Origin of the sequence: Phocaeicola coprocola (assembly GCF_041333015.1) — a bacterium.
Lineage (GTDB): Bacteria > Bacteroidota > Bacteroidia > Bacteroidales > Bacteroidaceae > Phocaeicola > Phocaeicola coprocola.
This window is the reverse complement of sequence record NZ_JBGKGM010000004.1, coordinates 1,110,048-1,135,240: the sequence shown is the minus strand read 5'-3', so window position 1 is coordinate 1,135,240 and position 25,193 is coordinate 1,110,048. Positions and strand designations below refer to the sequence as shown.

Sequence of the window (25,193 nt, the reverse complement as noted above, 5' to 3'; positions counted from 1 at the left end):
CATTACTTAATTCCTAGCTTTTCATTATATTCTTTCAAGGTCTCCAATACGTTGCAGCGTACATGTATGAAGTTTTCTATGCCGGCAGCTTTCAATTCTTCCATGCAAGCAGGAGCTCCTGCCACAATAAACATGGCTCTTCCGTTTACAGCTTTGAATGCCGGAATAGCATATTCTGCATATTCATCATCGCTTGAGCAAATAACAACGATGTCAGCGTTGGCTTTCATTGCAGCCTCTACTCCTTCTTCAACGGTTGGGAATCCCAGATTGTCTATTACTTCATATCCGGCACAAGCCAGGAAGTTGCATGAGAACTGTGCGCGTGCTTGTCGCATCGCAAGATTTCCGATAGTCAGCATGAAAGCTTTTGGACGTTTGCCAGAATGTTCTGTCTGCAAACGTAAAGCTTCGAATTCGCTGGCAGCACGGCTGGTTTCCAGTTTAGCAAATGAAGCTTCTTCCTCGTGATTATGTCCGCCACCACAGCAACATTTGTGTTCTGATGGGGTCTTTTCTCCTGCCAATTCGTTGAAATTAGGATACTGATTGGTTCCCAGCAGGATTTCTTTACGTTTCGAAACAGCTTCATGGCGTGCTTTGTTGCTTGTGTTAACAGCATTTTGTACGCTTTCGTCGAAGATAGACTTAACCATTCCGCCGGTCTCTTCTACTTGCAGGAACAAATCCCAGGCTTGTTTAGCAATAGAGACTGTTAAATTTTCAATATAATATGAACCGCCGGCAGGATCGACAATGCGGTTAAGATGAGATTCTTCTTTCAAAAGTAATTGCTGATTACGTGCAATACGTTCTGAAAAGTCATTAGGAGTTTCGTATGCTTTATCGAAAGGAGTTACTGTGATAGAATTTACTCCTGCAATAGCAGCACTCATAGCTTCAGTCTGAGTACGGAGCAAGTTTACATGAGCATCGAATAAGGTCAGATTGAAGCTTGAAGTTTCGGCATGAGCAATCATTTTACAAGCACATTCGCATTGCGGGTTGTAAGCTTTGACAATGTTTGCCCATAACATACGTGCTGCACGGAACTTGGCAATTTCCATGAAATAGTTGGAACTGATACCGAAGTTGAATTTGATCTTCTTTGCAGCCAGATTAACAGGAACTCCTGCTTCTGTCAATCTGTTCAGGTATTCATTTCCCCATGCCAGTGCATATCCCAGTTCCTGATAAATATAAGCTCCAGCATTGTTTAGTTGAAGTGAGTTGACTCCTATACAACGGAAATGAGGATATTCAGCCAGAATTTCTACCAGCTCTTTGGCTTTCGATATGATCGGGCTGACATCTTTCCCTTTTTGAAGCATTTTGCCGATAGGGTCGAAGTTTATTGAGCCGTACAGTTTATTCGGATCATATCCTTTTTCTTTGAAATAAGCAACGAGTAATTCAGCCAGCTGAGTAGAATGGCGCTGACAAGTAGTGAAGTTAATTTCTATACAGTCGCAACAGATGTCTTTCAGTAGAGTTGCGATGTATTCAGCACTCAAATCTTTGGGTTTAATGTGGAAACCCAGTGAGTCAATTCCCTTGTTCAGCAAATCAAGTGCTTTCTGGTTTGCTTCAGCAGGTTCTTCTACACGAACGTCCTGACGGATATACCAGGTATTGTCATCTTTTTTATTACCTCTGATGTAAGGATATTCTCCCGGAAGTCCTTCAGTTGTTTTAAGTCCTTCCAAATCTTCTTGGCGGTAAAACGGTTTTACTTTAAATCCTTCGTTTGTTTTCCACACCAATTTCTTTTCGTAATCGGCTCCTTTCAAGTCGACCATGATTTTATCCATCCATTCTTGTGTCGATACGGAGGGAAAATCTGAAAAGAGTTTTTCTTTACTATCTGCCATAGTGAATGAGTGTTTATGATATTATGATTTAAGTTAGTTGGCATGGAGGTTGGAACCCATGCGAGGCAAATATACAAAGTAAATTGCACATCCCGACAAAAAGTGAGTATTTTTTTAGGTTCAAATGTTTGACTTATTCTTTTTAATTGCCTACATTTGTGGCGCTTAAAAATATAATATTATGAATTGGATACAAGATTTATTAACTAATCCCGACTCCATAGCACATATAGTCGCATTATATTCTTTTGTAATTGCAGTTGGAGTTCTTTTGGGAAAAATCAAGATTTTCGGTATATCTCTTGGAGTTACCTTCGTATTATTCGTAGGGATTCTTGCCGGACATTTTGGATTTACAGGAAATCAGTCCATCCTTTCGTTTTTGCAGGATTTTGGATTGATCTTGTTTGTGTTCTGTATCGGTTTGCAGGTCGGTCCTTCTTTCTTCTCTTCTTTCAAAAAAGGAGGAATCAGGCTGAACATGCTGGCTGTGGGTATCGTGGCACTGAATATAGCGGTTGCCATAATTATTTACTATGCTTTGCAAGGTCGGGTGGAAATTCCGATGATGGTAGGTATTCTTTGCGGTGCGGTAACGAATACTCCGGGTTTGGGTGCTGCCAACGAAGCTTTGCAGCAATTAGGTTATCAAGGGCCGGAAATAGCTATGGGATATGCCTGTGCTTATCCTTTGGGTGTTATGGGTATCATTCTTTCACTTATTCTTATCCGTTATATTTGTCGGGTAAATTTGGACAAAGAAGCTGATGATATCCAGAAAGAAGAAGAGGCAAATCCTCACTTGAAGCCTTACAACATTGCCCTGAAAGTAGAGAATGCAGCATTGAGTGGAAAGAAACTTTCTCAGGTTCAGAGCTTTTTGGCAAGAGATTTTGTCTGCTCTCGTATTTTGCAGGATGGACATGTACATATTCCTAATGCAGATACGGTCTTGCGTTTGGGCGATGAAATGAACATTGTATGTGCAGAAAATGACTCTGAAGCGATTCAGGCTTTCATCGGTTCGAAAGTTGATGATGTAGACTGGGATAACCAGAGCAAACAAGACAAGCCGATGATATCACGCCGTATATTGGTTACCCAACCGGCTATTAATGGTAAGACATTGGGTGAGCTTCATTTCAGCAGTATGTATGGTGTGAATGTAACTCGTGTCAACCGTTCGGGTATGGACTTGTTTGCTGCGCGTCAGTTGATTCTTCAGGTGGGCGACCGTGTCATGGTAGTAGGACCACAGGATGCTATCGAACGAGTTGCCGATTTGCTGGGTAATCAGTTGAAGCGTCTGGATCATCCTAATATCGTAACCATCTTCGTTGGTATTTTATGTGGTATCCTTTTCGGAAGTCTGCCTATTGCATTTCCGGGAATACCTACTCCAGTGAAACTGGGTCTTGCTGGAGGTCCGCTGATTGTGTCTATTCTTATCGGACGTTTCGGACATAAAGTAAAACTGGTGACTTATACAACTATGAGTGCCAACTTGATGCTTCGTGAGGTCGGTTTGGTGCTGTTCCTTGCCAGTGTCGGAATCAAGGCTGGTGGAAACTTTGTTCAAACGGTAGTAGAAGGCGATGGTTTGCTGTATGTAGGTATCGGATTCCTTATAACCATTATTCCACTTCTCATCATTGGAATGGTAGCCCGCTGGCGACATAAAGTAAACTATTTTACATTAATGGGATTGATAGCCGGTAGTAATACAGACCCTCCTGCATTGGCTTATGCCAACCAGATTTCAGGAAATGATGCTCCGGCAGTAGGATATTCTACTGTATATCCGTTAGCGATGTTCCTTAGAATCCTTACAGCTCAGTTGCTTATCTTATTTATGGCTGGATAAGATATCTGTGATATATAAAAACGTCCTGGTGTTGATTTAATCAGACATCAGGACGTTTTTTTGTATATCAGAATCAATTTTCTTTACCTGCTACCCAGATAGAGGAAGAACATACCGATAAGCACAAGCAACAAGTCGATGGCTTTGCTCCTCAAATTCTTTTCATGGAACATCATTGCACCGAAAAGAAATGAAACAACTACGCTTCCCCTGCGGACCATTGATACGATAGAAATCATGGAATCTTCCATACTCAGGGCATAGAAATATACAAAATCGGCAGCCGACAGGAAGACAGAAATCAGGATGATACACCAGTCCCATCGGAAAGGAGTAGATGTTTTCCGTTTAGGCCACCATAAGAACATCAGTACTCCCCCCATCATGAAAAGCTGATAAATATTATACCATGCCTGTACCTGCATGTTATTGAATCTTCCCATAAGATATTTGTCGTATAGTCCGCTTACTGCTCCCAGTACTGCAGCCAGTACTACAAACCATATCCATCGGTCGTGTTTGAAATCGATACCTTCCTTTTTCCCTGAACGGCTCAGCATGAAAAAAGAAATTACAGCCATGAATACACCGATCCATTGATACAGGTTCAGGCGTTCTCCGAATATCAGCATGGCACCTACAAGGGTCATCACCGGACGGGTAGCATTAATCGGCCCCACGATAGTAAGCGGAAGATGCTTCATACCGAAATACCCGAATGCCCATGAAGACAATACAATAAACGATTTCAGCAAAATAAATTTATGTACTTCCCATCCTCCCGAATCGGGTACATAAAAAATAGAGTCTTGTAACATCTGCGGTGCGAAGTGTGACAGCAGGATGAACGGAATAAAAATAATACTCGAAAAAAGTGTATTGAGCGCCAGTACAGGAAGTACAGCATTATTACTCAATGACTTTTTCTTGAAAACATCGTAAAAGCCCAGCAACGCTGCCGAGCAGAAGGCTAATAGTAACCACATAATCTTTTTATATCGCTTTATAAATTTGGCTGCAAAGTTACAAAAAATCGTCAAAGATTTGCATAGCTCATGCGGTATGTCTACTTTTACTAAATTTCTACAACTGCAAAATTATCAGTAAAGTACAATGAACGAGCAAGTCTTGCATAAACTGAAAGTGCTGGCAGAGTCAGCAAAATATGATGTATCATGTTCTTCCAGCGGAACCGTACGCCGCAATTCTTCGGGAGGTGTCGGAAATACTGTAGGAGGGTGGGGGATATGCCATAGCTTTGCAGAAGACGGACGATGCATTTCGCTTCTGAAAGTGATGCTTACCAATTATTGTATTTACGATTGCGCTTATTGTATCAACCGTATCAGCAACGATATACCGCGGGCTACCTTGTCTGTCAGCGAGTTAGTCGAACTGACCATGGAGTTTTATCGCAGAAACTACATCGAGGGACTTTTTCTTAGCTCGGGAGTGGTGAGAAATCCTGACTATACCATGGAACGTCTGGTACGTGTGGCAAAAGACTTACGTACGATTCACCGGTTTAATGGCTACATACATCTGAAAAGTATTCCCGGAGCCAGCAGAGAACTGGTTCGTGAAGCCGGACTTTATGCCGACCGTCTGAGTGTAAACCTTGAAATACCTACCGAAGCTAATCTCAAGATGTTGGCTCCTGAAAAAGACCATCGCAGTGTGTATCTGCCTATGAGATATATCCGTGAAGGAGCACTTGAAAGTGCGGAAGAGCGGAAGCATCACCGCCATGTCCCGAGTTTTGCGCCGGCAGGACAGAGTACGCAGATGATTGTCGGGGCAACTTCGGAAAGCGACCGAGATATTCTGAAAGTTTCTTCTGCGCTTTACGCTCAGCCTACCATGAAACGTGTGTATTATTCGGGATATATTTCTGTCAATACCTACGACAAGCGCCTGCCTGCTCTGAAACAACCTCCTCTCGTGCGTGAGAATCGATTGTATCAGGCCGACTGGCTGTTACGGTTTTATCAGTTTCGGGTAGATGAACTGGTAGATGAGGCTAGTCCGGATCTCGATCTGGAAGTCGATCCTAAGCTGGCATGGGCATTGAAGCATCCGGAGTTTTTTCCTGTAAATATTTATACGGCAGATTATGAAACTCTGCTTCGTGTGCCGGGTATTGGTGTGCGTTCGGCAAAAATGATTGTCATGTCGCGCCGTTTCTCACGCATTGGTTTCTATGAACTGAAAAAAATGGGAGCAGTAATGAAAAAAGCCCGTTATTTTATTACGTGCAACGAGTTGCCTGACAAGACAATACACGAACTTACTCCGCTGGGTGTGAGAAAGTTACTTGTTCCGAAGCCAAAGAAACGTACGGACGACCGTCAGCTTACACTCAATTTTGATTTCGATTAGCGTGAACCTTTGCTCGGGATGGATTGTAATATCATTATTAAGCTAAAAAGAAAATGAGTTATGTGGAAGAATCTGTTCAAGGAATTGAAACGGAAAGACCACCAGAGATATCTGGGTGGTCTGGATATATTTAAATATATCGGTCCCGGACTGCTGGTTACTGTGGGGTTTATCGACCCGGGGAACTGGGCCTCTAATTTTGCTGCGGGTTCCGATTATGGTTATGCACTGTTGTGGGTAGTAACACTTTCTACGGTCATGCTGATCGTGCTTCAACATAATGTAGCGCATTTGGGTATCGTTACCGGATTGTGTTTGAGTGAGGCAGCCAATAAATATACGCCGAAGTGGATAGCACGCCCCATACTGGGAAGTGCTGTGCTGGCAAGCATCTCTACTTCACTGGCGGAAATATTGGGAGGAGCCATTGCACTGGAGATGTTGTTTGATATACCGATTATTGCAGGAGCCGTACTGACTACGGTATTTGTGCTGATATTGCTTTTCACTAATTCGTACAGGCGTATAGAACGGGGAATCATTGCTTTCGTATCGGTTATCGGTCTTTCTTTTCTTTACGAACTGTTTCTGGTAGATGTCGACTGGGGACTGGCTGCACGTTCGTGGGTGACACCAAGTATTCCGCAGGGAAGTATGCTCATTATTATGAGTGTATTGGGAGCAGTTGTCATGCCTCATAATCTGTTTCTTCATTCGGAGGTAGTACAGAGCCGTGAATACAATAAGGAGGACGAACAGGCTATCAAGAAACATTTGAAGTACGAATTTTACGATACGTTGCTGTCGATGGGAATAGGATGGGCTATCAACAGTGCCATGATTTTGCTGGCTGCTACTACTTTCTTTGTGCACGGCACTCCGGTAGAAGAACTTCAGCAGGCAAAATCGTTGCTCGATCCCTTGTTGGGAAGTCAGGCTGGCGCTATTTTTGCACTGGCTCTGCTCATGGCTGGTATTTCATCTACTGTTACCAGTGGTATGGCAGCCGGTTCTATTTTTGCCGGTATCTTTGGAGAATCTTATAATATTCGCGATATTCATTCTAAGGTAGGAGTGCTCCTTTCATTAGGATTGGCACTGGTGATTATTCTTTTTATTGAAAATCCGTTCCAGGGACTGATTATTTCGCAGATGGTGTTGAGTATTCAGCTACCTTTTACTGTTTTCTTACAGTTGTCGCTCACCTCGTCAAAGCGTGTTATGGGGCAGTACGCCAACTCACGGTGGAGCACGTTTGTACTTTATACCATTGCCATCATCGTTTCGGTACTCAATATTATGTTACTTTTCAGTTGATTCTAAAATAAACACTTCGGCAAGGTAAGTAAAAAACTTCAGCAATTTTTCAGAAAAATATCGAGATGTTTTTCTGAAAAATTGCTGAAGTTTTTTTAAAGGATAAACATAAACTGAAAATGTCTTGATTGTACCCTTTGTATGGAGTTTATTTTCAGTCGTTTAATTGTTGTCTGGCTTTTAGCTTACGGAAGTGGTAAATCAGCATTAGTGCTGCCATGATAAAGGCTAATGTATCCGATAGCGGCATACTGAACCAGACTCCTTCCACACCGAAATGCGGCGGAAGTAAAGCCAGTCCGGGCAACAGAAAGACGAGTTGTCTGGAAAGAGAAAGCAGAATAGAGATGCTGACTTTACCGATTGATTGGAAAAACTGTGTAATCACAATTTGTGCGCCGATGATGGGAAACGCCATGACACCGATGCGAAGTGCCGGTGTTGCCTGTTCGGCCAGTTCATGGTTGGTAGTAAACATTCCCACAAATATACTGGGGAATAATTCGCTTATCAGGAATCCGACAGTTGTAATGGTACATCCGGCTATAATACCCAGCCGGAGAGTCTGTTTCACACGGTCATAATGACGTGCTCCGTAGTTGTAGCCAGAAATGGGCTGCATTCCCATTGTGATTCCCATTACAATCATCACAAACAACATTTGTATTCTGTTCAGGATGCCGAATGCCCCGATAGAAAGATCTCCACCATACGTCAACAGACGGTTATTGATAAAAATCACGATACAACATGCACATACATTCATGATAAAAGGCGACATACCGACTCCGAATATATTCATGATGATGTGCTTTTTCAGCTTGAAGCTGGGACGTTTGAAGCGAATATAGCTTTTCTTATCGTAGAAATGATAGAGCACCCATATCATACCAACGAATTGTGACATGATAGTAGAAAGGGCTGCCCCTCTTATTCCCCACTCCAGTACAAAGATACAGATAGGAGCAAGAATTACGTTACAGCCTACTGTCAGTATTGATGATAACATGGCTTTCTTGGGATAACCGGTAGCACGCATGATGTTGTTCAGTCCTACCATTACATACGAGATTGGGCTTCCCAGCAGAATAACCTGCATGAAATCGCGTGCATAGGGCAGGGTACTTTCACTTGCACCGAAGAAATATAAGATATCATCCAGAAATATCAGTGTGATTCCTCCGTAAAAAATGGCATTGACGATACAGAGAATAGTAACATTTCCTAAAATGTCTTCCGCTCCTTTTATATCTTTCTGTCCCAGACGAATAGACGAAATAGTGGCTCCTCCTACACCAACCAGGGTGCAGAACGCGATAAGCAGGTTCATCAGCGGGAAAGTAATGGCAAGTCCGGAGATGGCCAGCGCACCTACTCCATGTCCGATAAAGATACTGTCGATGATATTGTACAATGAAGTCAGTGTCATACCGATGATGGCAGGTATGGAATACTGTAAAAGTAATTTGCCTATAGGCGCATTTCCTAAAACATGCGGATTGTTTTCTTCCATTTTGTACTTTGGTTAAAATTATGTGCTCAAAGTTAGGAATATGGCGTGATATTTCGGAACTTTGTACCGTTAAATCAACTAAATGGTAAAGAGAATGGATAAAACAAAATGTATAGCAGCCTTGTTCGACTTTGATGGAGTAGTAATGGATACAGAAACCCAGTACAGCATATTTTGGGATGAGATAGGTAGACAGTATTTCCCTCAGATAAAAGATTTTGGACGCATCATCAAAGGACAGACTTTGACACAGATTTACGCAAAACATTTTTCGGGTATGGAAAAAGAACAGCAGGAGATTACTGCTCGTTTGAATCAGTTTGAAAAAGAAATGTCCTTCAATTATATTCCCGGAGTAGTTGCCTTTATGGAAGATTTACGTGCTCACGGTGTAAAGATTGCTATTGTTACCAGTTCGAACGATTTGAAGATGGCGAATGTATACAAGGCACATCCTGAACTGAAAGAGCTGGTAGACCGTATTCTCACGGCCGAAATGTTTACTCGTTCGAAACCGGCTCCGGATTGTTTTCTGCTGGGAGCGGAAGTCTTTGATACAGTAGTCGAAAACTGTGTGGTATTCGAAGATTCTTTTCACGGACTGGAAGCCGGAAATGCTGCAAATATGGCAGTCGTAGGCTTGTGTACGACTAACTCGGCAGAGGCAATTGCTGACAAATGTAAACTGGTTATCCCCGATTTTACTGCCTTCTCATTCGAAAAGATGAAAGCCCTGCTTGCTTAACTCGTCAGAATGAACTACATTTGCCGCAATTTTATTAAATTAAGGAGAAAACTTTATGGCAGGATATCTTTCTGGTGATACACGAAAAGTGACAACTCACCGTTTGATTGAAATGAAAGAAAGAGGTGAAAAAATTTCCATGTTGACCTCTTATGATTATACGATTGCCCAGATTGTTGACGGGGCTGGAGTAGATGTTATTTTGGTAGGTGATTCTGCATCGAACGTTATGGCGGGTAATGTGACTACATTGCCTATTACAATCGACCAGATGATTTATCACGGCAAGTCTGTAATGCGTGGTGTAAAGCGTGCACTGGTGGTTGTTGACATGCCTTTCGGTTCTTATCAGGCAGATCCGTTCGACGGAGTACGTAACGCGATCCGTATCATGAAGGAAACCGGAGCTGATGCTCTTAAGCTTGAAGGTGGCGAAGAAGTAATCGAAACAATAACAAAGATTATCGGTGCCGGTATGCCTGTGATGGGACATCTGGGACTGATGCCACAATCTATCAATAAATATGGTACCTATGGTGTGCGTGCCAAAGGCGATGCTGAAGCTGAAAAACTGATTCGTGATGCTCATTTGCTGGAAGAGGCAGGCTGTTTTGCTTTGGTTCTGGAAAAAATTCCGGCAGATCTGGCTGCTCGTGTAGCTTCCGAACTTACAATTCCTGTTATCGGTATCGGAGCAGGTGGAGCTGTCGATGGACAAGTATTGGTTATTGCCGATATGTTGGGTATGACAAAAGGCTTCAGTCCACGTTTCTTACGTCGCTATGCAGACTTACACACCATAATGACTGATGCTATCGGACATTATGTAGCGGATGTGAAATCGTGTGATTTCCCTAACGAAACTGAGCAATATTGATTTTTATTTCACCGTTATTGTATGAAATATGCTGTGGAATAGAAACTTTTCTTTATTGATTGCAGCTAACATATTACTCTATATAGCGGTTTACATGTTGTTTCCTCTGATTCATCGGTGGATGATTCAAGCCTGGAGTTGTTCTGAACTACAGGCTGCAGGGGTAACAGCTGTATTCGGCATCGCTTTGTTCCTTCCCGGAGCTTTTAATAATTATTTGGTCGATACATTTAGCCGGAAAAATGTTTGTACCCGGAGTATCATGTTGCTGGCACTGGTAGGGATACTGTATCCTTATGTCTCTTCCGTAGAGATGGTTGTTTTGCTCCGTATTTTACAAGGAGCACTGTTTGGTATTGTCTTGATGGCAACCGGAAGTACTTTGGCCATTGATGTAACTCCAAGTAACAATCGTAATGCGGCAAACCGTGTATTTACTTGGAGTAGCATTGTCGGGATGTTGAGTGGTATTATTATCGGAATTGAGGGAGGAAATTATCTCAGTTTTGATACGTTATTGTATTTTTCTGCTTTTTTATGTGCGGTTGCCATTGTGCTTGTTTCCATGGTAACAGTATGCTTCCGTGCGCCTTTAGACCTGCCGTTGTGTTCGTTCGACAGGTTTATTCTTTTCCGGACCTTGCTTCCCGGAATAAATATGATGACGGTACCTATGGTTTTAGGTATGCTTTTCATTATGATTTCCAATGCTTTTTTTTATCTTTGCATAGGAAGCGGTTTTTTGATATACCTGCTTGTCAGGCAAGTTTTTACCAGACCGATGAATGGAAGGATACAGATTTTTATCGGACAACTTTTTACCGGAGCTGGTTTAATGCTGCTTTGTGATGCAGACACAGGTGAGTACCTTTACGGAGCGGGTCTGCTGGTTGGAATCGGAGTCGGATTTTCTATCGGGCAGTTTCTGCGGATGATGATACTTTTACCTTTACATTGCGAACGGGGGACGGGGTATCATACTTATCAGTTACTTTGGGAAACAGGAGTAATGCTGGGTATATGGATTTCGCAATATGTCCGTCAGGCTGGAAACAACAATCCGTATCAGGTAGCTTTGGGGATTTGTGTAATCGGATTCCTTTTATATCAGGTATATATACACCGTTATTTTACGAAACATTATCAAACTAATTAATATAAAAGAGTATGGCAGACGATAAAAAGATTATCTTTTCTATGGTTGGAGTGAGTAAATCATTCCAGAACAATAAGCAGGTCTTGAAAGACATCTACCTATCTTTTTTCTACGGAGCGAAGATCGGTATCATCGGTTTGAATGGTTCGGGTAAGTCTACCCTGATGAAAATTATTGCCGGTCTGGAGAAAAACTATCAGGGAGAAGTTGTGTTCTCTCCGGGATATTCAGTCGGTTATCTGGCTCAGGAGCCGCACCTTGACGATACCAAGACTGTAAAAGAAGTAGTAATGGAGGGCGTACAGAATGTAGTCGATACGCTTGCCGAATACGAAGAAATAAACAATAAGTTCGGTTTGCCGGAGTATTACGAGGATCCCGAAAAAATGGATGCCTTGTTTGCCCGTCAGGCTGAGTTGCAAGATATAATCGATGCTACAGATGCATGGAATCTGGACAGCAAGCTGGAACGCGCGATGGACGCATTGCGTTGTCCGCCCGAAGACCAGCCGGTGAAAAATCTGTCTGGAGGTGAACGCCGTCGTGTAGCTCTCTGTCGTTTGTTGTTGCAGAAACCGGACATCTTGTTGCTGGACGAGCCTACCAACCACTTGGATGCAGAAAGTATCGACTGGCTGGAACAGCACTTGCAGCAGTATGAAGGTACGGTGATTGCTGTAACACACGACCGTTACTTCCTTGACCATGTGGCTGGATGGATTCTGGAGCTGGACCGTGGTGAAGGTATTCCATGGAAGGGTAATTACTCTAGTTGGCTGGAACAGAAGACCAAGCGTATGGAAATGGAAGAAAAGACTGCCAGCAAGCGTCGTAAGACATTGGAACGTGAGTTGGAATGGGTACGTATGGCTCCTAAGGCACGTCAGGCAAAGGGTAAAGCCCGTTTGAATTCTTACGATAAGTTGTTGAATGAAGATGTGAAGGAAAAGGAAGAAAAACTGGAAATCTTCATTCCGAACGGTCCGCGTTTGGGAAACAAGGTTATCGAGGCGAAGCATGTAGCAAAGGCGTATGGCGACAAGCTGCTGTTCGACGACCTGAACTTTATGTTGCCGCCTAACGGTATTGTGGGAGTCATTGGTCCGAACGGTGCCGGTAAAACTACTTTGTTCCGCCTGATTATGGGACTGGAAAAAGTTGATAAAGGTGAATTCGAAGTAGGAGAAACCGTAAAAGTAGCTTACGTAGACCAGCAGCATAAGGATATTGACCCGAACAAGACTGTATATCAGGTTATCAGCGGAGGAAATGATTTGATACGTATGGGAAACCGTGATGTGAATGCACGTGCTTACCTGAGCCGTTTCAACTTCTCTGGTTCTGATCAGGAAAAATTGTGCGGTATGCTTTCGGGTGGTGAACGTAACCGCTTGCATCTGGCCATGGCACTGAAAGAAGAAGGTAATGTGCTGTTGCTGGACGAGCCGACCAACGATATTGACGTAAATACACTGCGAGCACTGGAAGAAGGTCTGGAAGACTTTGCCGGATGTGCGGTAGTAATCAGCCACGACCGTTGGTTCCTCGACCGTATCTGTACACACATTCTTGCATTCGAAGGAAACAGTGAAGTATTCTTCTTCGAAGGTTCATATACAGAATATGAAGAAAACAAGATGAAGCGTATGGGTAACGTAGAGCCGAAGCGCGTTCGTTATCGCAAGCTGATGGAAGATTGATAGGGTTTATTTATTATAATTTGTACGGAGTTGACGTTGGCATGCAATGCATATTTACGGCAACTCCGTATCATTTAATGATGGCTTAATACCATTTTGTTATATGATAACCATATACTTGGCCCGTCATGGACAGACAGAGGAAAATATCAGTCGTATTTTTCAGGGACACCTGCCTGGACATCTTACGGAAGAGGGAAAGCAGCAGGCTGTAGAATTAGGCAAACGTTTGCAGGATATTCCACTGGATGCTATACTGAGCAGTGACTTGCAGCGGGTGATTGACACAGTTCGTCTTGCTGTAGGCGACAGGAACCTGCCGTGGCAGACAACGCCTCTATTGCGTGAAATAGACTGGGGAAGCTGGACCGGACTTCCGCTCGACTCGGTAGACCGGACACATTTGCCGGCTGATGCTGAAACACGTGAAATGCTTTACGAACGTGCTGGAAAATGTCTGGAATATATCCGGCAGCATTACGAAGGAAAATGCATATTGGTAGTGGCTCACGGCTTGATAAACCGTTCGCTGCGGGCTTATCTGGCAGGCATACCTGTCAATCAGCTGACCACTGTACCACACATGGATAATTGTGAGGTAGTCCGTCTGACGATGGAATGAGGAGAAAGGGCATAAAAAACACCACAGAAGAAAAAGTTATATTTTCCATACCAATGATGGAGAAACTTTATCTTCTGTGGTGAAAATAATAAATCTGGTTTAGTTGTGAACCATTGTTCCAATGTTCTCTCCAGACATGACTTTCTTCAGGTTACCTACTGTATCCATATCGAATACGATAATCGGCAGGTTGTTTTCCTTACACATACAAGTAGCGGTCAGGTCCATTACTTTCAAGCCACGTGCCAGAACTTCGTCGTAAGTGATTTCATCGAACTTGGTAGCTGTCGGATCTTTTTCCGGGTCAGCAGTATAGATACCGTCTACACGTGTACCTTTCAGCATAACATCAGCTTCAATTTCGATACCACGCAGTGAAGAACCTGTGTCGGTTGTGAAGAATGGGTTTCCGGTTCCGGCAGACATGATGACTACTTCACCGTTTTCCATGGCTTCGATAGCTTTCCATTTGGTATAGAACTCACCGATCGGTTCCATACGGATAGCAGTCAGTACACGAGCCTTAACTCCGGCTACAACCAAAGCAGAACTCAATCCCAAGCTATTGATAACTGTTGCCAGCATACCCATCTGGTCACCTTTCACACGGTCGAATCCCTTTCCGGCTCCAGTCAGTCCACGGAAGATGTTTCCTCCACCGATAACGATGCCGATCTGTACACCCATGTCGTGGATTTCCTTAATCTGCTGTGCATATTCGCCCAGACGTTTTTCGTCGATACCATATTTCTTTTCTCCCATTAAGCTTTCGCCGCTGAGCTTTAACAGAATACGTTTGAACTTTGCCATAAATTAATTTTTTTAATGTTTAGTCGCAAAGTTAGAAATAAATGTCAGAAGAATTGTCAAAACCTCTTATTTTTATTCCTTATTTCTATCGTCCTGTCACTTGCAGGTATTCACGTTTTTTTACTTCATACTGGGCATAGATTTCTACGTATTTGTCACGACTTTGCTGATAGAGGCTTTGTGCGTCGAGCAAATCGCTCATGGTACATGTGCCGGCCGCATAATAGTCGGTGTTCAAACGCAGGTTTTCTTTAGCCTGTTCGATGGAAAGTAAGGCTATCTTGACTTGTTTGTAGGCATCATTCAGGTCATCCCATGTATGTTTCATACGGATTACCAGCAACTGACTCTGGTCGGCAAGCTGATTCTCGGCATTGCGTAATTGTAGTTTCTGACGCTGGATATCGTGCGAGCCTCCCCACCAGCCTGAGATTGGTACGGATACCGTAGCGAATCCCAGCCAGAATGTATGATCCTTTCCTAACAGGTTTTCGTAGGCATAGCCTCCTCCGATAGCTATGGTCGGCAAGTTTTTTCCTATAGCCATTTTATGTTGCAGGCTGCTTGCCTTTACATTTTGTTGAAGAAGATTGTATTCGTTTGTTGTAGCTAGCGCTGCTTCGGGTGGAGTGTAAAGTCCTTCCGGTCCCTGCGGTAACGTATCTTTCAACGTTGCCGCAACTTCTATGCTGTCTGCCGGATGGCCTATATATTGTGCAAGCATGCTTCGTGACAGTGAAAGCATGTTTTCTGCCTGAATGCGTTTACTTTGTATTTCGTTCTGTCGGAGTTGTACTTGTAATAAATCATTGCGGGTTGTAACACCGGCTTGAACGCTGGTTTCCACATCCTGAAGTAATTGTGTCAGTTGCTTGTCGAGTGTACTGATAGTCTGCAATTTTTCTTTCAGCATTACTACCTGCCAGAAATAATTTTCGACCGTCAGAGTCACCTCGTTTTGCGACTGGCGCTGCTGGAGTCGGTTTACTTCTACATTTACCTTAGCCAGTTTGTTTCCGTTGACTATCTGTCCGCCGGTGAACAGTGGCAGGGTAGCAGAAACATCACCCACAAGTCCGTTTTTCATAAAGGCCATCTGCATTTCGGGTGATAGTCCCATACGTACCAGACTTTTGTCGGCGAGGAACCCGCTTCCCATGGCACTTACCGTGGGAAAGTATTTACTGAAAGCCTCTTGTTTGCTGTGTTCCACCATGCGGAGGTTGTTTTGAGCATTTTTCATGCGTACATTGTTGTCGAGAGCAGCTTCTATACATTCGTCCAGCGAATAGACATGTTGGGCAGAAGCACATAGCGGCAACATACAGCCTGCCGACAGCAGGAATAAAGATATGATGTTTTTTCTTTTCATAATCGTAACTAATTTTTGATAGCTATCTTTTGTTTATTATGTTATTGAAGCTCAAGCTGCTCATTGATAGCGCGTTTACGGGTGGAACCTCTAAACAATAGCATGTACAGAACCGGAAGAACGGTCAGCAGGAAGATCATGGTGATAAGAGTTCCGTAGCAAATAACGGTTCCCATAGGCATCCACAATCCACTTTTGCCCAAAATCATCGGAATGACTCCCATAGAAGCTGCTGCGGAAGTCAGGAAAATCGGTCGCATGCGTCGGCGTGCAGAATGATAAATAGCATCACGTACACATAATTTTTCGGTATTTCGCAACTCTTCGGCATAGTCGATCATAATGATTCCGTTACGGACAATGATTCCCATCAAACTGATAATACCCAGTGTACATGTCATACTGAAGTCAACTCCCTGAATCAAAACACCTATTGCTGTACCGAAAACACAGAATGTCATGCTGCCGAAAATAAGTAATGCAATACTTAGACGGTGGAAATGAGCTATCAGGATAAATAATATCATGACAGCTGCAATGGCGAGTGCTCCCATAATAAGCGGATTTTGGGCACAGTTGCAAATATCCGTGGCTTATTTTTGTAGTATAGGTCTCTATTTTCTTGTTTAATGCTTAAATGTTTATAAGAAGCATTACCTTTGCACTCATGAGTAAGCAATCAGCATTTGACTATAAGATTCTGGCAAGTTACCTTCTTCCCAAAGGCATACTTAAGTTCTTCGACGTTACAGCCGTTAACGAAGACCACACTGGCATTATTGAAGAGACTGGTAATGAGCGCGTCCTTCTTCACATCTATCTTGACGAAAAAGATGCACGGGAAGAAGAGTGGCACGACCTTAAGCCCAATGGTTTCACGGAAAGCCGTCAGGTTAACGACTTTCCTATCCGTGATCACAAGGTCGTTCTTCATGTCAGACGTCGCAGACGGTTAACGGCAGAAGGCAGAAACATAATCCTTGACAGGTACTCGTTGCTTGCTGATAACACCAGCTACTCTAAGGAGTTTGCTGATGTCTTAAAAAAAATATTTGGATACCTACCCGATAACGGCCCGCTCGCCGGGGCTATACTTTACGGTAGATGGCAATAACCTGGAGCGTGCTTACAAGGATCATCTGAGCGGTTTCCGTAATTGGGAACAAGCCAGTCATGCAGAGGACTGGGTGCTGCATCCTAAGAACATAGGCAAACGGCTGGGCATTGACGAGACCATGCTCCACAAGGACCTGATGACATTCTTGACCAACAAAGAAGGGCATGGCAAACGTCACACCTTAATAGCAGCTGTAAAAGGCACTAAGGCATCAGACATTATCAATGTTCTTATGCAGATACCGCAGGAACAGCGAGAGCAGGTCGAGGAAGTTACCATGGACTTCTCTGACAGCATGTTTGCTGTCGTCACAGAAGCCTTTCCCAATGCAGCCATAGTCATTGACTGCTTCCATATCGTCAAACGTTGTATCGAAGCAGTGGAGGAACTCCGCCTCAAAGCTAAACGAGAAGCACAGAAAGCACAAAACAAGGAGAAGGCCATGTTCAAAATGAAACTTGAACAGCTGGTAAAGAGCCGTAAATACTACCGCAAGAAACATCCAAAGAAATACAAAGGCAAGAAGCGGGGACGCAAGTCACAGAGGTTGAACAAACGCTTCAGGTCAACCATGCTTGCCAATGGCGAAACTGTCATAGAACTACTGACAAGAAGCAAGTATCTGCTGAGTGTGAGTGGTGAAAAATGGACTGACAGGCAGAAAACACGTGCAAAGATACTTTTCAGGATGTTCCCAAAGATAAAGGATGCATATACTTTGATTTGTAGCCTAAGAAGCGTGTTTAGCAACAAGTCTATCGACCGGGGTACTGCTAAGGTTAAACTGCATGAGTGGTATCAGAAGGTTTCAGTTTGTACGTTGCGTGAAGTAAAGGCTGCAAGGGATGCCATCAAGTACAAGGAAGAAGAAGTACTAAATTACTTCATAAACAGATCAACCAATGCTCATGCTGAATCTCTTAACTCTAAGTTGAAAGGCTTTAGAGCACAACTACGCGGTGTGCAGGATTTACCTTTCTTTATGTTCAGAGCGTCCATAATCTTTGGATAACATGATTATATTGCCACGGACTTATGCAACTGTGCCAGTTTCTCTCGATTAACCATGATGCTTTCGTCAATGATATATGCAAACTTTTTGTCTGTAGGTTTGCTGTCATTCTCATAAGCGAATAATCCAAGTTTCTTCATCCAGTTTTCTACGGTGTTATAGCATGGTACTTTTCCACATTTTCCTTCAAGCACATCATTGAAGATTTCAAGTATCTTCACGACAGTGCGAAGACCGCAGTTGGTACAAATGTAAATCAATACACAAAGCTGAACAATCAGAAGAGAGTATCTATGTCCGGGAATAGGGTCGATAACAATTTCATTTGTTCTTCGGTCACAGTCACGGTCTTTACGTCTTTTTTTTAAGTTCCTTCCTTGTCTCCTTAAGCTTAGCCTCTTTGGCTGCTTTCTGAGATTTGAGTTTGGCATTTTCTTTACGAAGACGTTTAACCTCTTCTTCCAGGGTTTCTTTATGGGGGTTTGAATCTACTTTTTTCATTGCTTTTAGTTCTAAATTATTTAACCAAGATATTAAAAATCAATGAAATACACAAACTTTCAAAGAGCAATTTTGCTTATTAAAGCATTGAATTTAAGAGCACTGAATTAACAATAACGAGGGCGTTTTGTACTACGTTTTTAGGAACGTAGAACTGGACACCCTACAAAATAAAATTATTTTCTGATAGCCTTCGATTCACACCTGAATTGCAAAGGATGTCATTGGAAGATGCATCTTTCTGGCCTTTAAATTCAGAAAAGAAAGTCCCGGTCTATTTTTACATGGCTGATAGAAAAAATTATTTTTCTATCCATCATTCGGAAGTAGACAATATGTCGCTGATAAATAAAGATATCATTAGTCGTTCCTCTGCGATGATTACGAGTTTTGTTTATCTGACTGATAAAGTAATGTGTTCGGAAAAATAATAGTTGCCGCATTGATATAATGAAACAATCTTATGTTTAAACTTATAGATAAAGATAATTGGAAAAGAAAGCCGTATTTTGATCATTATTTCAGTCAGATACGGTGTACATATAGCATTACTGTAAACATAGATATCTCCGGGATTATAGCGTTTAAAAACAAAAGTCGTTCGAAACTTTATCCTCTTCTGATTTATGTATTGACAAAGGCGGTAAATAATCATGAAGAGTTTCGAACAGCAATCAATGACAAAGGGGAGTTGGGAGTGTGGGATACCTTACTGCCGTGTTATACTGTTTTTCATGAGGAGAATGAAACCTTTTCCAATCTGTGGACGGAGTGGAATGATGATCTTATAGTTTTTCTTTCAAACTATGAACGGGATATTGAAATGTTTGGTGGTAATTACGGTATAGATGCCAAACCTGATACGCCAGCTAATACTTTTCCTATATCTTCATTGCCCTAGGCTACGTTTACAGGTTTCAATCTGAATATATTTGCGGATGGAACTTATTTGTTGCCAATCTTTACTTATGGAAAGTACTTTCAGCAAGATGATAAATACCTTATTCCTCTTTCTGCCCAGGTTTACCATGCTGCGTATGACGGGTTTCATGTTTCAAGACTTATTAATGAAATCCAGCAAATATTAATGATATAAGATAGGTTGTTGATAAATATATTTTACTATTATAAAATTAAGAGAATTATGAAGAAAATAAGTTCATTTGTGTTATGTGCTTTGCTGATGTCCTGTTCATTCAGCAAGAATGAGAAAGGCAGCGCTTCTGATACTACAGCGAAAGAAGATATGAATATTACGAAACAGGAGGTTAGTGAAGAAAGCTTCAATAAAGAACTGACGTATCCTGGAAGCAAGATTTCTTTTATGGTAAGTACCAAAGGTGACAGCCTTATAATTCAGCCTTCCGGATTAAGCGTATCCAACGAAACATTGTATCATGATATAACCGGATATACGATTGTAAATGCTGAGATAGGTGATTTGAATGTTGACAGCTATCCGGAGGTATTTATCTATCTGACATCGGATGGTAGTGGAAGCTACGGTAAATTAATTGGATACTCTGTAAACAATGGAAAATCGGTAAGTCAGGTATATTTGCCCGAGATCTCTGAAAACAACGAAGTAAACAAGGGCTATATGGGACATGATGAGATGGCTATCGTGGAAAATACATTTTGCCAACGTTTTCCAGTCTACAAAGAAGGCGACAGTAATGCTAATCCGACTGGCGGAACTCGACAGATACAGTATAAACTGGTAGATGGAGAAAGCGGTAGAATATTGTAAATAGATAAGGTCGTAGAATTTTAGTATGTCTTCTAATTCCTTTTGCATAAAAAATATTGATTATCAATAATATTTGGTTTGAAAAGTACAATGTAATAAATATAATGAATATACCAGCGAATCTATCACTTTCAATATATAGTCAAGTTGGTATATATTAAAGGCAGATATATCTTATATATAAATAAAGCCGTTAGAAAGTTCTTGCTACACAGAAGTGCAGTTCATACTTTCTGGCGGCTTTATTTTTTCCCATTGATAGCATCCGTTTGATGTGCTCTTCTTTGTCATTTCTATCAGTCTGAGTATTAGGTATCATATCACAATAATAAGATCAATTTATCAAATTGAGAAAGTTGGAATAGTATTTTGTATCTGGTTGTATTTATTTAATGTGTTAATATACAGATTGTTATCTGAGCTGTTTTTCCTTTGGCATACCAGTTGTATTGCTAAGAATGAATTTTAAACATAAAAAATGATGGAACTATTTACAATTGGTTTTGCAGTCTGTATGCTAATTGGTATTGGCTGCTTTTGGTTATTTGGGAAATGTATTGATTGGTTTGAAAACATTTAAAGTAAAAAGGAGGAAAGATTTATGTACACAGTATTATTTATTGTAAGCCTTATTATGTTTGGCTATTTAATGTATGTTTTAGTTAAACCGGAAAAATTTTAAATAGAGCAGGAAGAATATTATAATAAGGCTGTCGAATAAAAAATAGTAAAAATATGAATACAGAAATATTAGGTGTAATAGCGCAAATTATTCTAATGGTAGTATTAAGTTATCCATTAGGAAAATATATTGCAAAAGTTTATAAAGGTAGCAAGGTTTGGAGTGATTTCATGAAGCCTGTAGAAAATTTAATTTTCCGGCTTTCAGGAATCAATCCGGAAGAAGAGATGAACTGGAAACAGTTTTTAAGAGTTTTGCTTGTAGTAAATGCTTTCTGGTTTGTATGGGGAATGATTTTGCTTGTTGTGCAAGGCTATTTACCACTAAATCCGGATGGAAATATTGGTCAGACGGCACATCAGGCTTTCAATACTTGTATCTCTTTTATGGTAAACTGTAATGAACAGCATTATAGTGGTGAAACCAACCTTACATATTTCACACAGCTGTTTGTAATTATGTTATTCCAGTTTATAACTGCAGCTACAGGTATGGCTGCTATGGCGGGTATCATGAAAGCTCTTGGTGAAAAGACCACAAAAACTATTGGTAATTTCTGGAAATATCTTGTATTAAGTTGTACCCGTATCCTTCTTCCGTTATCACTTGTAGTTGGTTTTATACTAATTATACAAGGGACTCCAATGGGATTTGATGGAAAGATGGAGATAACAACACTTGAGGGAAATACCCAAAGTATATCACAAGGCCCGGCAGCGGCAATTGTTCCTATCAAACAGTTGGGTACTAATGGCGGAGGTTACTATGGTGTGAACTCTTCACATCCATTGGAAAACCCTACCTATTTGTCTAACATGATAGAATGTTGCTCCATTCTTATTATTCCAATGGCCATGGTATTTGCTTTTGGCTTCTATGTAAACCGTAAAAGATTAGGTTACAGTATTTATGGTGTAATGCTTGTTGCATTCCTAATAGGTGTATGTATCAATGTATCTCAGGAAATGGGGGGTAATCCAAGAATTGATGCAATGGGTATAGCACAGGACGATGGAGCAATGGAAGGTAAGGAGGTTCGTCTCGGTGCCGGCGCAACAGGTCTTTGGAGTGTTGTTACAACTGTTACGTCTAATGGTTCTGTAAACGGTATGCACGATTCTACAATGCCGTTGTCTGGTATGATTGAAATGCTTAATATGCAAATTAATACATGGTTTGGTGGGGTAGGAGTAGGTTGGATGAACTATTTTACATTCATTATCATAGCAGTATTCATAAGTGGATTGATGGTAGGACGTACTCCGGAATTTATATGTCACAAAGTCGAGGCAAAAGAAATGAAGATAGCTTCGATAGTAGCACTTCTTCATCCTTTTGTGATACTTGTAGGAACTGCTCTTGCTGCATATCTTTATGTTCATGCTCCTGCATTTGTGGAAAGTGAAGGAGGATGGTTGAATAATCCTGGCTTTCACGGACTTGGAGAAATGTTATATGAGTTTACTTCTTGTGCCGCAAATAATGGTTCAGGCTTTGAGGGGCTTGGTGACAATACCTGGTTCTGGAATGTATCATGTGGTATTGTATTAATATTGAGTAGGTTTATACCTATTATCGGTCAGGTAGCTATAGCAGGTCTTTTGGCACAAAAGAAGTATATACCGGAAAGCGCCGGAACTCTTAAAACAGATACAGTAACTTTCGGAGTGATGACATTTGCTGTTATTTTCATAGTTGCAGCGTTGTCATTCTTCCCTGCACAGGCATTAAGTACAATTGCTGAACATTTTTCATTGTGATTTAAGATAATTAAGTTGAAGTTGACAAGCAGTACAGTTTTATATTAAAGATAACTGATACCCTTGTCAACTTATAAACAAAAAAATTAAGATATGAATTCAAAGAATCAAAATACATCACTGTTTCAAAAGGATCAGGTTATAGAAAGTCTGAAACAGTCATTTGTAAAGCTGAATCCGAAAATAATGATTAAGAACCCGATCATGTTCACTGTAGAAGTTTCAACATTGATTATGTTGTTCGTAACTATATATTCTGCATTCAGCACATCACAAGGTTCATTTGTTTATAACCTATGGGTATTTATAATACTTTTTCTGACATTGTTGTTCGCCAACTTTGCTGAAGCTATAGCTGAAGCTCGTGGTAAGGCTCAGGCTGACAGCTTGCGTAAGACTCGTGAAGAAACACCTGCTAAACTTATTATAAATGGTAATGTGAAGACTGTAAGCAGTTCACAGCTTAAGAAGGGGGATATATTTGAATGTGAGGCAGGTGATGTCATTCCGGCTGATGGTGAAATTATTGAGGGGCTTGCATCAATAGATGAAAGTGCCATTACAGGTGAGTCTGCTCCTGTTATTCGTGAAGCGGGTGGAGACAAGAGTTCTGTAACAGGCGGTACAAAAGTCCTTTCAGATCATATTAAGGTAGTTGTAACAACCCAACCGGGTGAAAGTTTCCTGGATAAGATGATTGCATTGGTAGAAGGGGCAAGCCGTCAGAAGACACCTAATGAAATCGCTCTTACAATTCTTCTTGCTGTATTTACTTTGGTGTTCCTTGTAGTATGTATCACTCTTAAGCCAATGGCAGACTACTCTAATACCGTAATTACCATTGCAGCATTCCTTTCACTTTTCGTTTGTTTGATACCTACTACTATCGGTGGTTTGCTTTCTGCGATAGGTATTGCAGGGATGGATCGTGCATTACGGGCAAATGTAATCACTAAATCAGGTAAAGCTGTTGAAACGGCCGGTGATGTAGATACACTTCTGCTTGACAAGACTGGAACCATAACAATCGGTAACCGTAAAGCTACTGATTTTTATCCTGTAGCAGGACTTGACAGACGTAGTTTTATAGAAGCATGTATGCTGTCTTCTGCATCTGATGATACGCCGGAAGGAAAATCCATTATTGAGTTAGGACGTGAACAGGGATTACGTATGCGTAATCTGAACACAGAAGGGGCTCACATGATTAAATTTACGGCTGAAACAAAGTGTTCAGGAATAAACTTAAAGGATGGTACGCAAATCCGAAAAGGAGCATTTGATGCAATTCGTAATATTGTAAATGAAGCAGGAAATGAATTTCCTAAAGAAACTGAAGATATTATTAAGAGAATTACAAGCAATGGTGGCACCCCTTTGGTAGTATGTATCAACAAGAAAATTGCAGGAGTTATCGAATTGCAAGATATTATAAAGCCTGGCATAGAGGAACGTTTTGAACGTTTGCGTAAGATGGGTGTAAAAACTGTAATGGTAACAGGCGACAATCCTCTGACCGCAAAATATATTGCTGAAAAGGCCGGTGTTGATGATTTTATAGCAGAAGCCAAACCGGAAGATAAGATGAATTATATAAAAAAGGAACAGGCTGCCGGAAAACTAGTCGCTATGATGGGTGATGGAACAAATGATGCACCTGCTCTTGCACAAGCTAATGTGGGAGTGGCAATGAATAGTGGAACTCAGGCGGCAAAAGAAGCCGGCAATATGGTTGACCTGGACAATGATCCGACAAAACTTATTGAAATTGTTGAGATCGGTAAACAGTTGCTGATGACTCGTGGTACTCTAACTACATTCTCTATAGCAAACGATGTTGCCAAGTACTTTGCTATAATTCCAGCATTATTTATGGTTTCCGTGCCACAACTTGGAGCACTTAATATAATGGGGTTGCATAGTTCTGAAAGTGCTATTCTTTCTGCTATCATATTCAATGCTATCATAATACCTATTTTGATACCTTTGGCTCTTAAAGGTGTTGAATACAAACCTATAGGTGCAAGCGCATTACTTCGTCGTAACTTGCTCATTTACGGCGTAGGTGGTATTATAGCTCCATTTGTTGGTATTAAATTAATAGACTTATTTGTTGGATTATTCTTCTAATAAAATCAAGAAACA

21 protein-coding genes and 2 pseudogenes are annotated in these 25,193 nt (G+C 41.4%); 15 read left to right on the top strand and 8 right to left on the bottom strand.

Going from position 1 to position 25,193, the window contains the following annotated elements; genetic code table 11:
* Positions 1 to 2: 2 nt before the first annotated feature.
* Positions 3 to 1,871, bottom strand: coding sequence for a methylmalonyl-CoA mutase small subunit (gene mutA, locus ACDG22_RS15535; protein WP_270668961.1), 1,869 nt, complete (start codon positions 1,869 to 1,871; stop codon positions 3 to 5).
* A 181-nt stretch (positions 1,872 to 2,052) separates the two neighbouring features.
* Between mutA and ACDG22_RS15530 the strand changes: the two genes are divergently transcribed.
* The gene (locus ACDG22_RS15530; RefSeq protein ID WP_007571358.1) at positions 2,053 to 3,735 is read left to right on the top strand and encodes a putative transporter; all 1,683 of its coding nucleotides are present in this window, start codon (positions 2,053 to 2,055) and stop codon (positions 3,733 to 3,735) included.
* An 83-nt stretch (positions 3,736 to 3,818) separates the two neighbouring features.
* Here the strand turns inward: ACDG22_RS15530 and ACDG22_RS15525 are convergent, their stop codons facing one another.
* Positions 3,819 to 4,721, bottom strand: a complete 903-nt coding sequence (locus ACDG22_RS15525; RefSeq protein WP_007571355.1) for a DMT family transporter — start codon at positions 4,719 to 4,721, stop codon at positions 3,819 to 3,821.
* 127 nt (positions 4,722 to 4,848) lie between these two features.
* Between ACDG22_RS15525 and ACDG22_RS15520 the strand changes: the two genes are divergently transcribed.
* On the top strand, positions 4,849 to 6,114 hold the full coding sequence (locus ACDG22_RS15520) for a putative DNA modification/repair radical SAM protein (protein ID WP_270668959.1): 1,266 nt from the start codon (positions 4,849 to 4,851) through the stop codon (positions 6,112 to 6,114).
* Positions 6,115 to 6,174: 60 nt separating this feature from the next.
* Positions 6,175 to 7,431, top strand: a complete 1,257-nt coding sequence (locus ACDG22_RS15515; RefSeq protein ID WP_007571352.1) for an Nramp family divalent metal transporter — start codon at positions 6,175 to 6,177, stop codon at positions 7,429 to 7,431.
* Positions 7,432 to 7,585: 154 nt separating this feature from the next.
* Here the strand turns inward: ACDG22_RS15515 and ACDG22_RS15510 are convergent, their stop codons facing one another.
* Positions 7,586 to 8,944, bottom strand: coding sequence for an MATE family efflux transporter (locus tag ACDG22_RS15510; RefSeq protein ID WP_270668958.1), 1,359 nt, complete (start codon positions 8,942 to 8,944; stop codon positions 7,586 to 7,588).
* A gap of 94 nt (positions 8,945 to 9,038) precedes the next feature.
* On the opposite strand from ACDG22_RS15510, the gene ACDG22_RS15505 reads away from it, so the two are divergent.
* The 5 genes from ACDG22_RS15505 to ACDG22_RS15485 all read left to right on the top strand — a co-directional run bounded on the left by ACDG22_RS15505 (position 9,039) and on the right by ACDG22_RS15485 (position 14,044).
* Positions 9,039 to 9,689, top strand: coding sequence for an HAD family hydrolase (locus ACDG22_RS15505; protein WP_022124962.1), 651 nt, complete (start codon positions 9,039 to 9,041; stop codon positions 9,687 to 9,689).
* A gap of 55 nt (positions 9,690 to 9,744) precedes the next feature.
* Complete coding sequence (panB, locus tag ACDG22_RS15500; RefSeq protein ID WP_270230539.1) at positions 9,745 to 10,566, top strand: 3-methyl-2-oxobutanoate hydroxymethyltransferase; 822 nt, start codon at positions 9,745 to 9,747, stop codon at positions 10,564 to 10,566.
* 28 nt (positions 10,567 to 10,594) lie between these two features.
* Entirely contained in the window at positions 10,595 to 11,722 is a 1,128-nt protein-coding gene (locus ACDG22_RS15495) for an MFS transporter (protein ID WP_270230540.1), read from the top strand.
* Positions 11,723 to 11,733: 11 nt separating this feature from the next.
* Positions 11,734 to 13,422, top strand: coding sequence for an energy-dependent translational throttle protein EttA (ettA, locus tag ACDG22_RS15490; RefSeq protein ID WP_007571342.1), 1,689 nt, complete (start codon positions 11,734 to 11,736; stop codon positions 13,420 to 13,422).
* Between the two features lie 103 nt (positions 13,423 to 13,525).
* A complete protein-coding gene (locus tag ACDG22_RS15485) occupies positions 13,526 to 14,044 on the top strand; it encodes a histidine phosphatase family protein (protein ID WP_270230541.1) in 519 nt (172 codons plus the stop codon).
* Positions 14,045 to 14,143: 99 nt separating this feature from the next.
* On the opposite strand, the gene pyrH is transcribed toward ACDG22_RS15485, so the two are convergent.
* From pyrH to ACDG22_RS15470, 3 genes and pseudogenes are all read right to left on the bottom strand, one after another.
* Positions 14,144 to 14,854 (bottom strand): UMP kinase, encoded by a 711-nt coding sequence (pyrH, locus tag ACDG22_RS15480; RefSeq protein ID WP_007571338.1) that lies wholly within the window; start codon positions 14,852 to 14,854, stop codon positions 14,144 to 14,146.
* A gap of 85 nt (positions 14,855 to 14,939) precedes the next feature.
* Positions 14,940 to 16,226, bottom strand: a complete 1,287-nt coding sequence (locus ACDG22_RS15475) for a TolC family protein (protein WP_270230542.1) — start codon at positions 16,224 to 16,226, stop codon at positions 14,940 to 14,942.
* A 41-nt stretch (positions 16,227 to 16,267) separates the two neighbouring features.
* Positions 16,268 to 16,789: pseudogene (locus tag ACDG22_RS15470) on the bottom strand (efflux RND transporter permease subunit); the annotation flags it as partial.
* 104 nt (positions 16,790 to 16,893) lie between these two features.
* Here ACDG22_RS15470 and ACDG22_RS15465 point away from each other — a divergent pair.
* Together ACDG22_RS15465 and ACDG22_RS15460 are read left to right on the top strand one after the other, a co-directional pair.
* Complete coding sequence (locus tag ACDG22_RS15465; RefSeq protein WP_270668955.1) at positions 16,894 to 17,340, top strand: ISAon1 family transposase N-terminal region protein; 447 nt, start codon at positions 16,894 to 16,896, stop codon at positions 17,338 to 17,340.
* A complete protein-coding gene (locus ACDG22_RS15460) occupies positions 17,279 to 18,355 on the top strand; it encodes a transposase (protein ID WP_270668954.1) in 1,077 nt (358 codons plus the stop codon). Before ACDG22_RS15465 ends, ACDG22_RS15460 begins: the two co-directional genes overlap by 62 nt.
* 5 nt (positions 18,356 to 18,360) lie before the next feature.
* On the opposite strand, the gene ACDG22_RS15455 is transcribed toward ACDG22_RS15460, so the two are convergent.
* Both ACDG22_RS15455 and ACDG22_RS15450 read right to left on the bottom strand, forming a co-directional pair.
* A complete protein-coding gene (locus ACDG22_RS15455; protein WP_270230778.1) occupies positions 18,361 to 18,576 on the bottom strand; it encodes a hypothetical protein in 216 nt (71 codons plus the stop codon).
* Between the two features lie 130 nt (positions 18,577 to 18,706).
* Complete coding sequence (locus ACDG22_RS15450) at positions 18,707 to 18,856, bottom strand: hypothetical protein (RefSeq protein WP_270213113.1); 150 nt, start codon at positions 18,854 to 18,856, stop codon at positions 18,707 to 18,709.
* Between the two features lie 463 nt (positions 18,857 to 19,319).
* On the opposite strand from ACDG22_RS15450, the pseudogene catA reads away from it, so the two are divergent.
* The 5 genes and pseudogenes from catA to kdpB all read left to right on the top strand — a co-directional run bounded on the left by catA (position 19,320) and on the right by kdpB (position 25,178).
* A pseudogene (catA, locus tag ACDG22_RS15445) lies at positions 19,320 to 19,952 on the top strand (type A chloramphenicol O-acetyltransferase).
* 48 nt (positions 19,953 to 20,000) lie between these two features.
* Positions 20,001 to 20,606: a PliI family lysozyme inhibitor of I-type lysozyme gene (locus ACDG22_RS15440; protein ID WP_007568678.1), complete on the top strand. Its 606-nt coding sequence runs from the start codon at positions 20,001 to 20,003 to the stop codon at positions 20,604 to 20,606.
* Between the two features lie 601 nt (positions 20,607 to 21,207).
* The gene (locus tag ACDG22_RS15435) at positions 21,208 to 21,288 is read left to right on the top strand and encodes a potassium-transporting ATPase subunit F (protein ID WP_081446902.1); all 81 of its coding nucleotides are present in this window, start codon (positions 21,208 to 21,210) and stop codon (positions 21,286 to 21,288) included.
* 53 nt (positions 21,289 to 21,341) lie between these two features.
* Positions 21,342 to 23,048 carry a potassium-transporting ATPase subunit KdpA gene (kdpA, locus tag ACDG22_RS15430; RefSeq protein WP_270230777.1) on the top strand — a complete coding sequence of 569 codons (1,707 nt, stop codon included), beginning with the start codon at positions 21,342 to 21,344 and terminating at the stop codon, positions 23,046 to 23,048.
* A 93-nt stretch (positions 23,049 to 23,141) separates the two neighbouring features.
* Entirely contained in the window at positions 23,142 to 25,178 is a 2,037-nt protein-coding gene (kdpB, locus tag ACDG22_RS15425; RefSeq protein ID WP_270230776.1) for a potassium-transporting ATPase subunit KdpB, read from the top strand.
* The last annotated feature ends 15 nt before the right edge of the window (positions 25,179 to 25,193 follow it).

What these genes read in the sequence shown, in the direction of transcription:
- mutA (WP_270668961.1), bottom strand. Translation starts at nt 1,871, where the DNA reads ATGGCAGATAGTAAAGAAAAACTCTTTTCAGATTTTCCCTCCGTATCG.
- ACDG22_RS15530 (WP_007571358.1), top strand. Translation starts at nt 2,053, where the DNA reads ATGAATTGGATACAAGATTTATTAACTAATCCCGACTCCATAGCACAT.
- ACDG22_RS15525 (WP_007571355.1), bottom strand. Translation starts at nt 4,721, where the DNA reads ATGTGGTTACTATTAGCCTTCTGCTCGGCAGCGTTGCTGGGCTTTTAC.
- ACDG22_RS15520 (WP_270668959.1), top strand. Translation starts at nt 4,849, where the DNA reads ATGAACGAGCAAGTCTTGCATAAACTGAAAGTGCTGGCAGAGTCAGCA.
- ACDG22_RS15515 (WP_007571352.1), top strand. Translation starts at nt 6,175, where the DNA reads ATGTGGAAGAATCTGTTCAAGGAATTGAAACGGAAAGACCACCAGAGA.
- ACDG22_RS15510 (WP_270668958.1), bottom strand. Translation starts at nt 8,944, where the DNA reads ATGGAAGAAAACAATCCGCATGTTTTAGGAAATGCGCCTATAGGCAAA.
- ACDG22_RS15505 (WP_022124962.1), top strand. Translation starts at nt 9,039, where the DNA reads ATGGATAAAACAAAATGTATAGCAGCCTTGTTCGACTTTGATGGAGTA.
- panB (WP_270230539.1), top strand. Translation starts at nt 9,745, where the DNA reads ATGGCAGGATATCTTTCTGGTGATACACGAAAAGTGACAACTCACCGT.
- ACDG22_RS15495 (WP_270230540.1), top strand. Translation starts at nt 10,595, where the DNA reads ATGCTGTGGAATAGAAACTTTTCTTTATTGATTGCAGCTAACATATTA.
- ettA (WP_007571342.1), top strand. Translation starts at nt 11,734, where the DNA reads ATGGCAGACGATAAAAAGATTATCTTTTCTATGGTTGGAGTGAGTAAA.
- ACDG22_RS15485 (WP_270230541.1), top strand. Translation starts at nt 13,526, where the DNA reads ATGATAACCATATACTTGGCCCGTCATGGACAGACAGAGGAAAATATC.
- pyrH (WP_007571338.1), bottom strand. Translation starts at nt 14,854, where the DNA reads ATGGCAAAGTTCAAACGTATTCTGTTAAAGCTCAGCGGCGAAAGCTTA.
- ACDG22_RS15475 (WP_270230542.1), bottom strand. Translation starts at nt 16,226, where the DNA reads ATGAAAAGAAAAAACATCATATCTTTATTCCTGCTGTCGGCAGGCTGT.
- ACDG22_RS15465 (WP_270668955.1), top strand. Translation starts at nt 16,894, where the DNA reads ATGAGTAAGCAATCAGCATTTGACTATAAGATTCTGGCAAGTTACCTT.
- ACDG22_RS15450 (WP_270213113.1), bottom strand. Translation starts at nt 18,856, where the DNA reads ATGAAAAAAGTAGATTCAAACCCCCATAAAGAAACCCTGGAAGAAGAG.
- ACDG22_RS15440 (WP_007568678.1), top strand. Translation starts at nt 20,001, where the DNA reads ATGAAGAAAATAAGTTCATTTGTGTTATGTGCTTTGCTGATGTCCTGT.
- ACDG22_RS15435 (WP_081446902.1), top strand. Translation starts at nt 21,208, where the DNA reads ATGTACACAGTATTATTTATTGTAAGCCTTATTATGTTTGGCTATTTA.
- kdpA (WP_270230777.1), top strand. Translation starts at nt 21,342, where the DNA reads ATGAATACAGAAATATTAGGTGTAATAGCGCAAATTATTCTAATGGTA.
- kdpB (WP_270230776.1), top strand. Translation starts at nt 23,142, where the DNA reads ATGAATTCAAAGAATCAAAATACATCACTGTTTCAAAAGGATCAGGTT.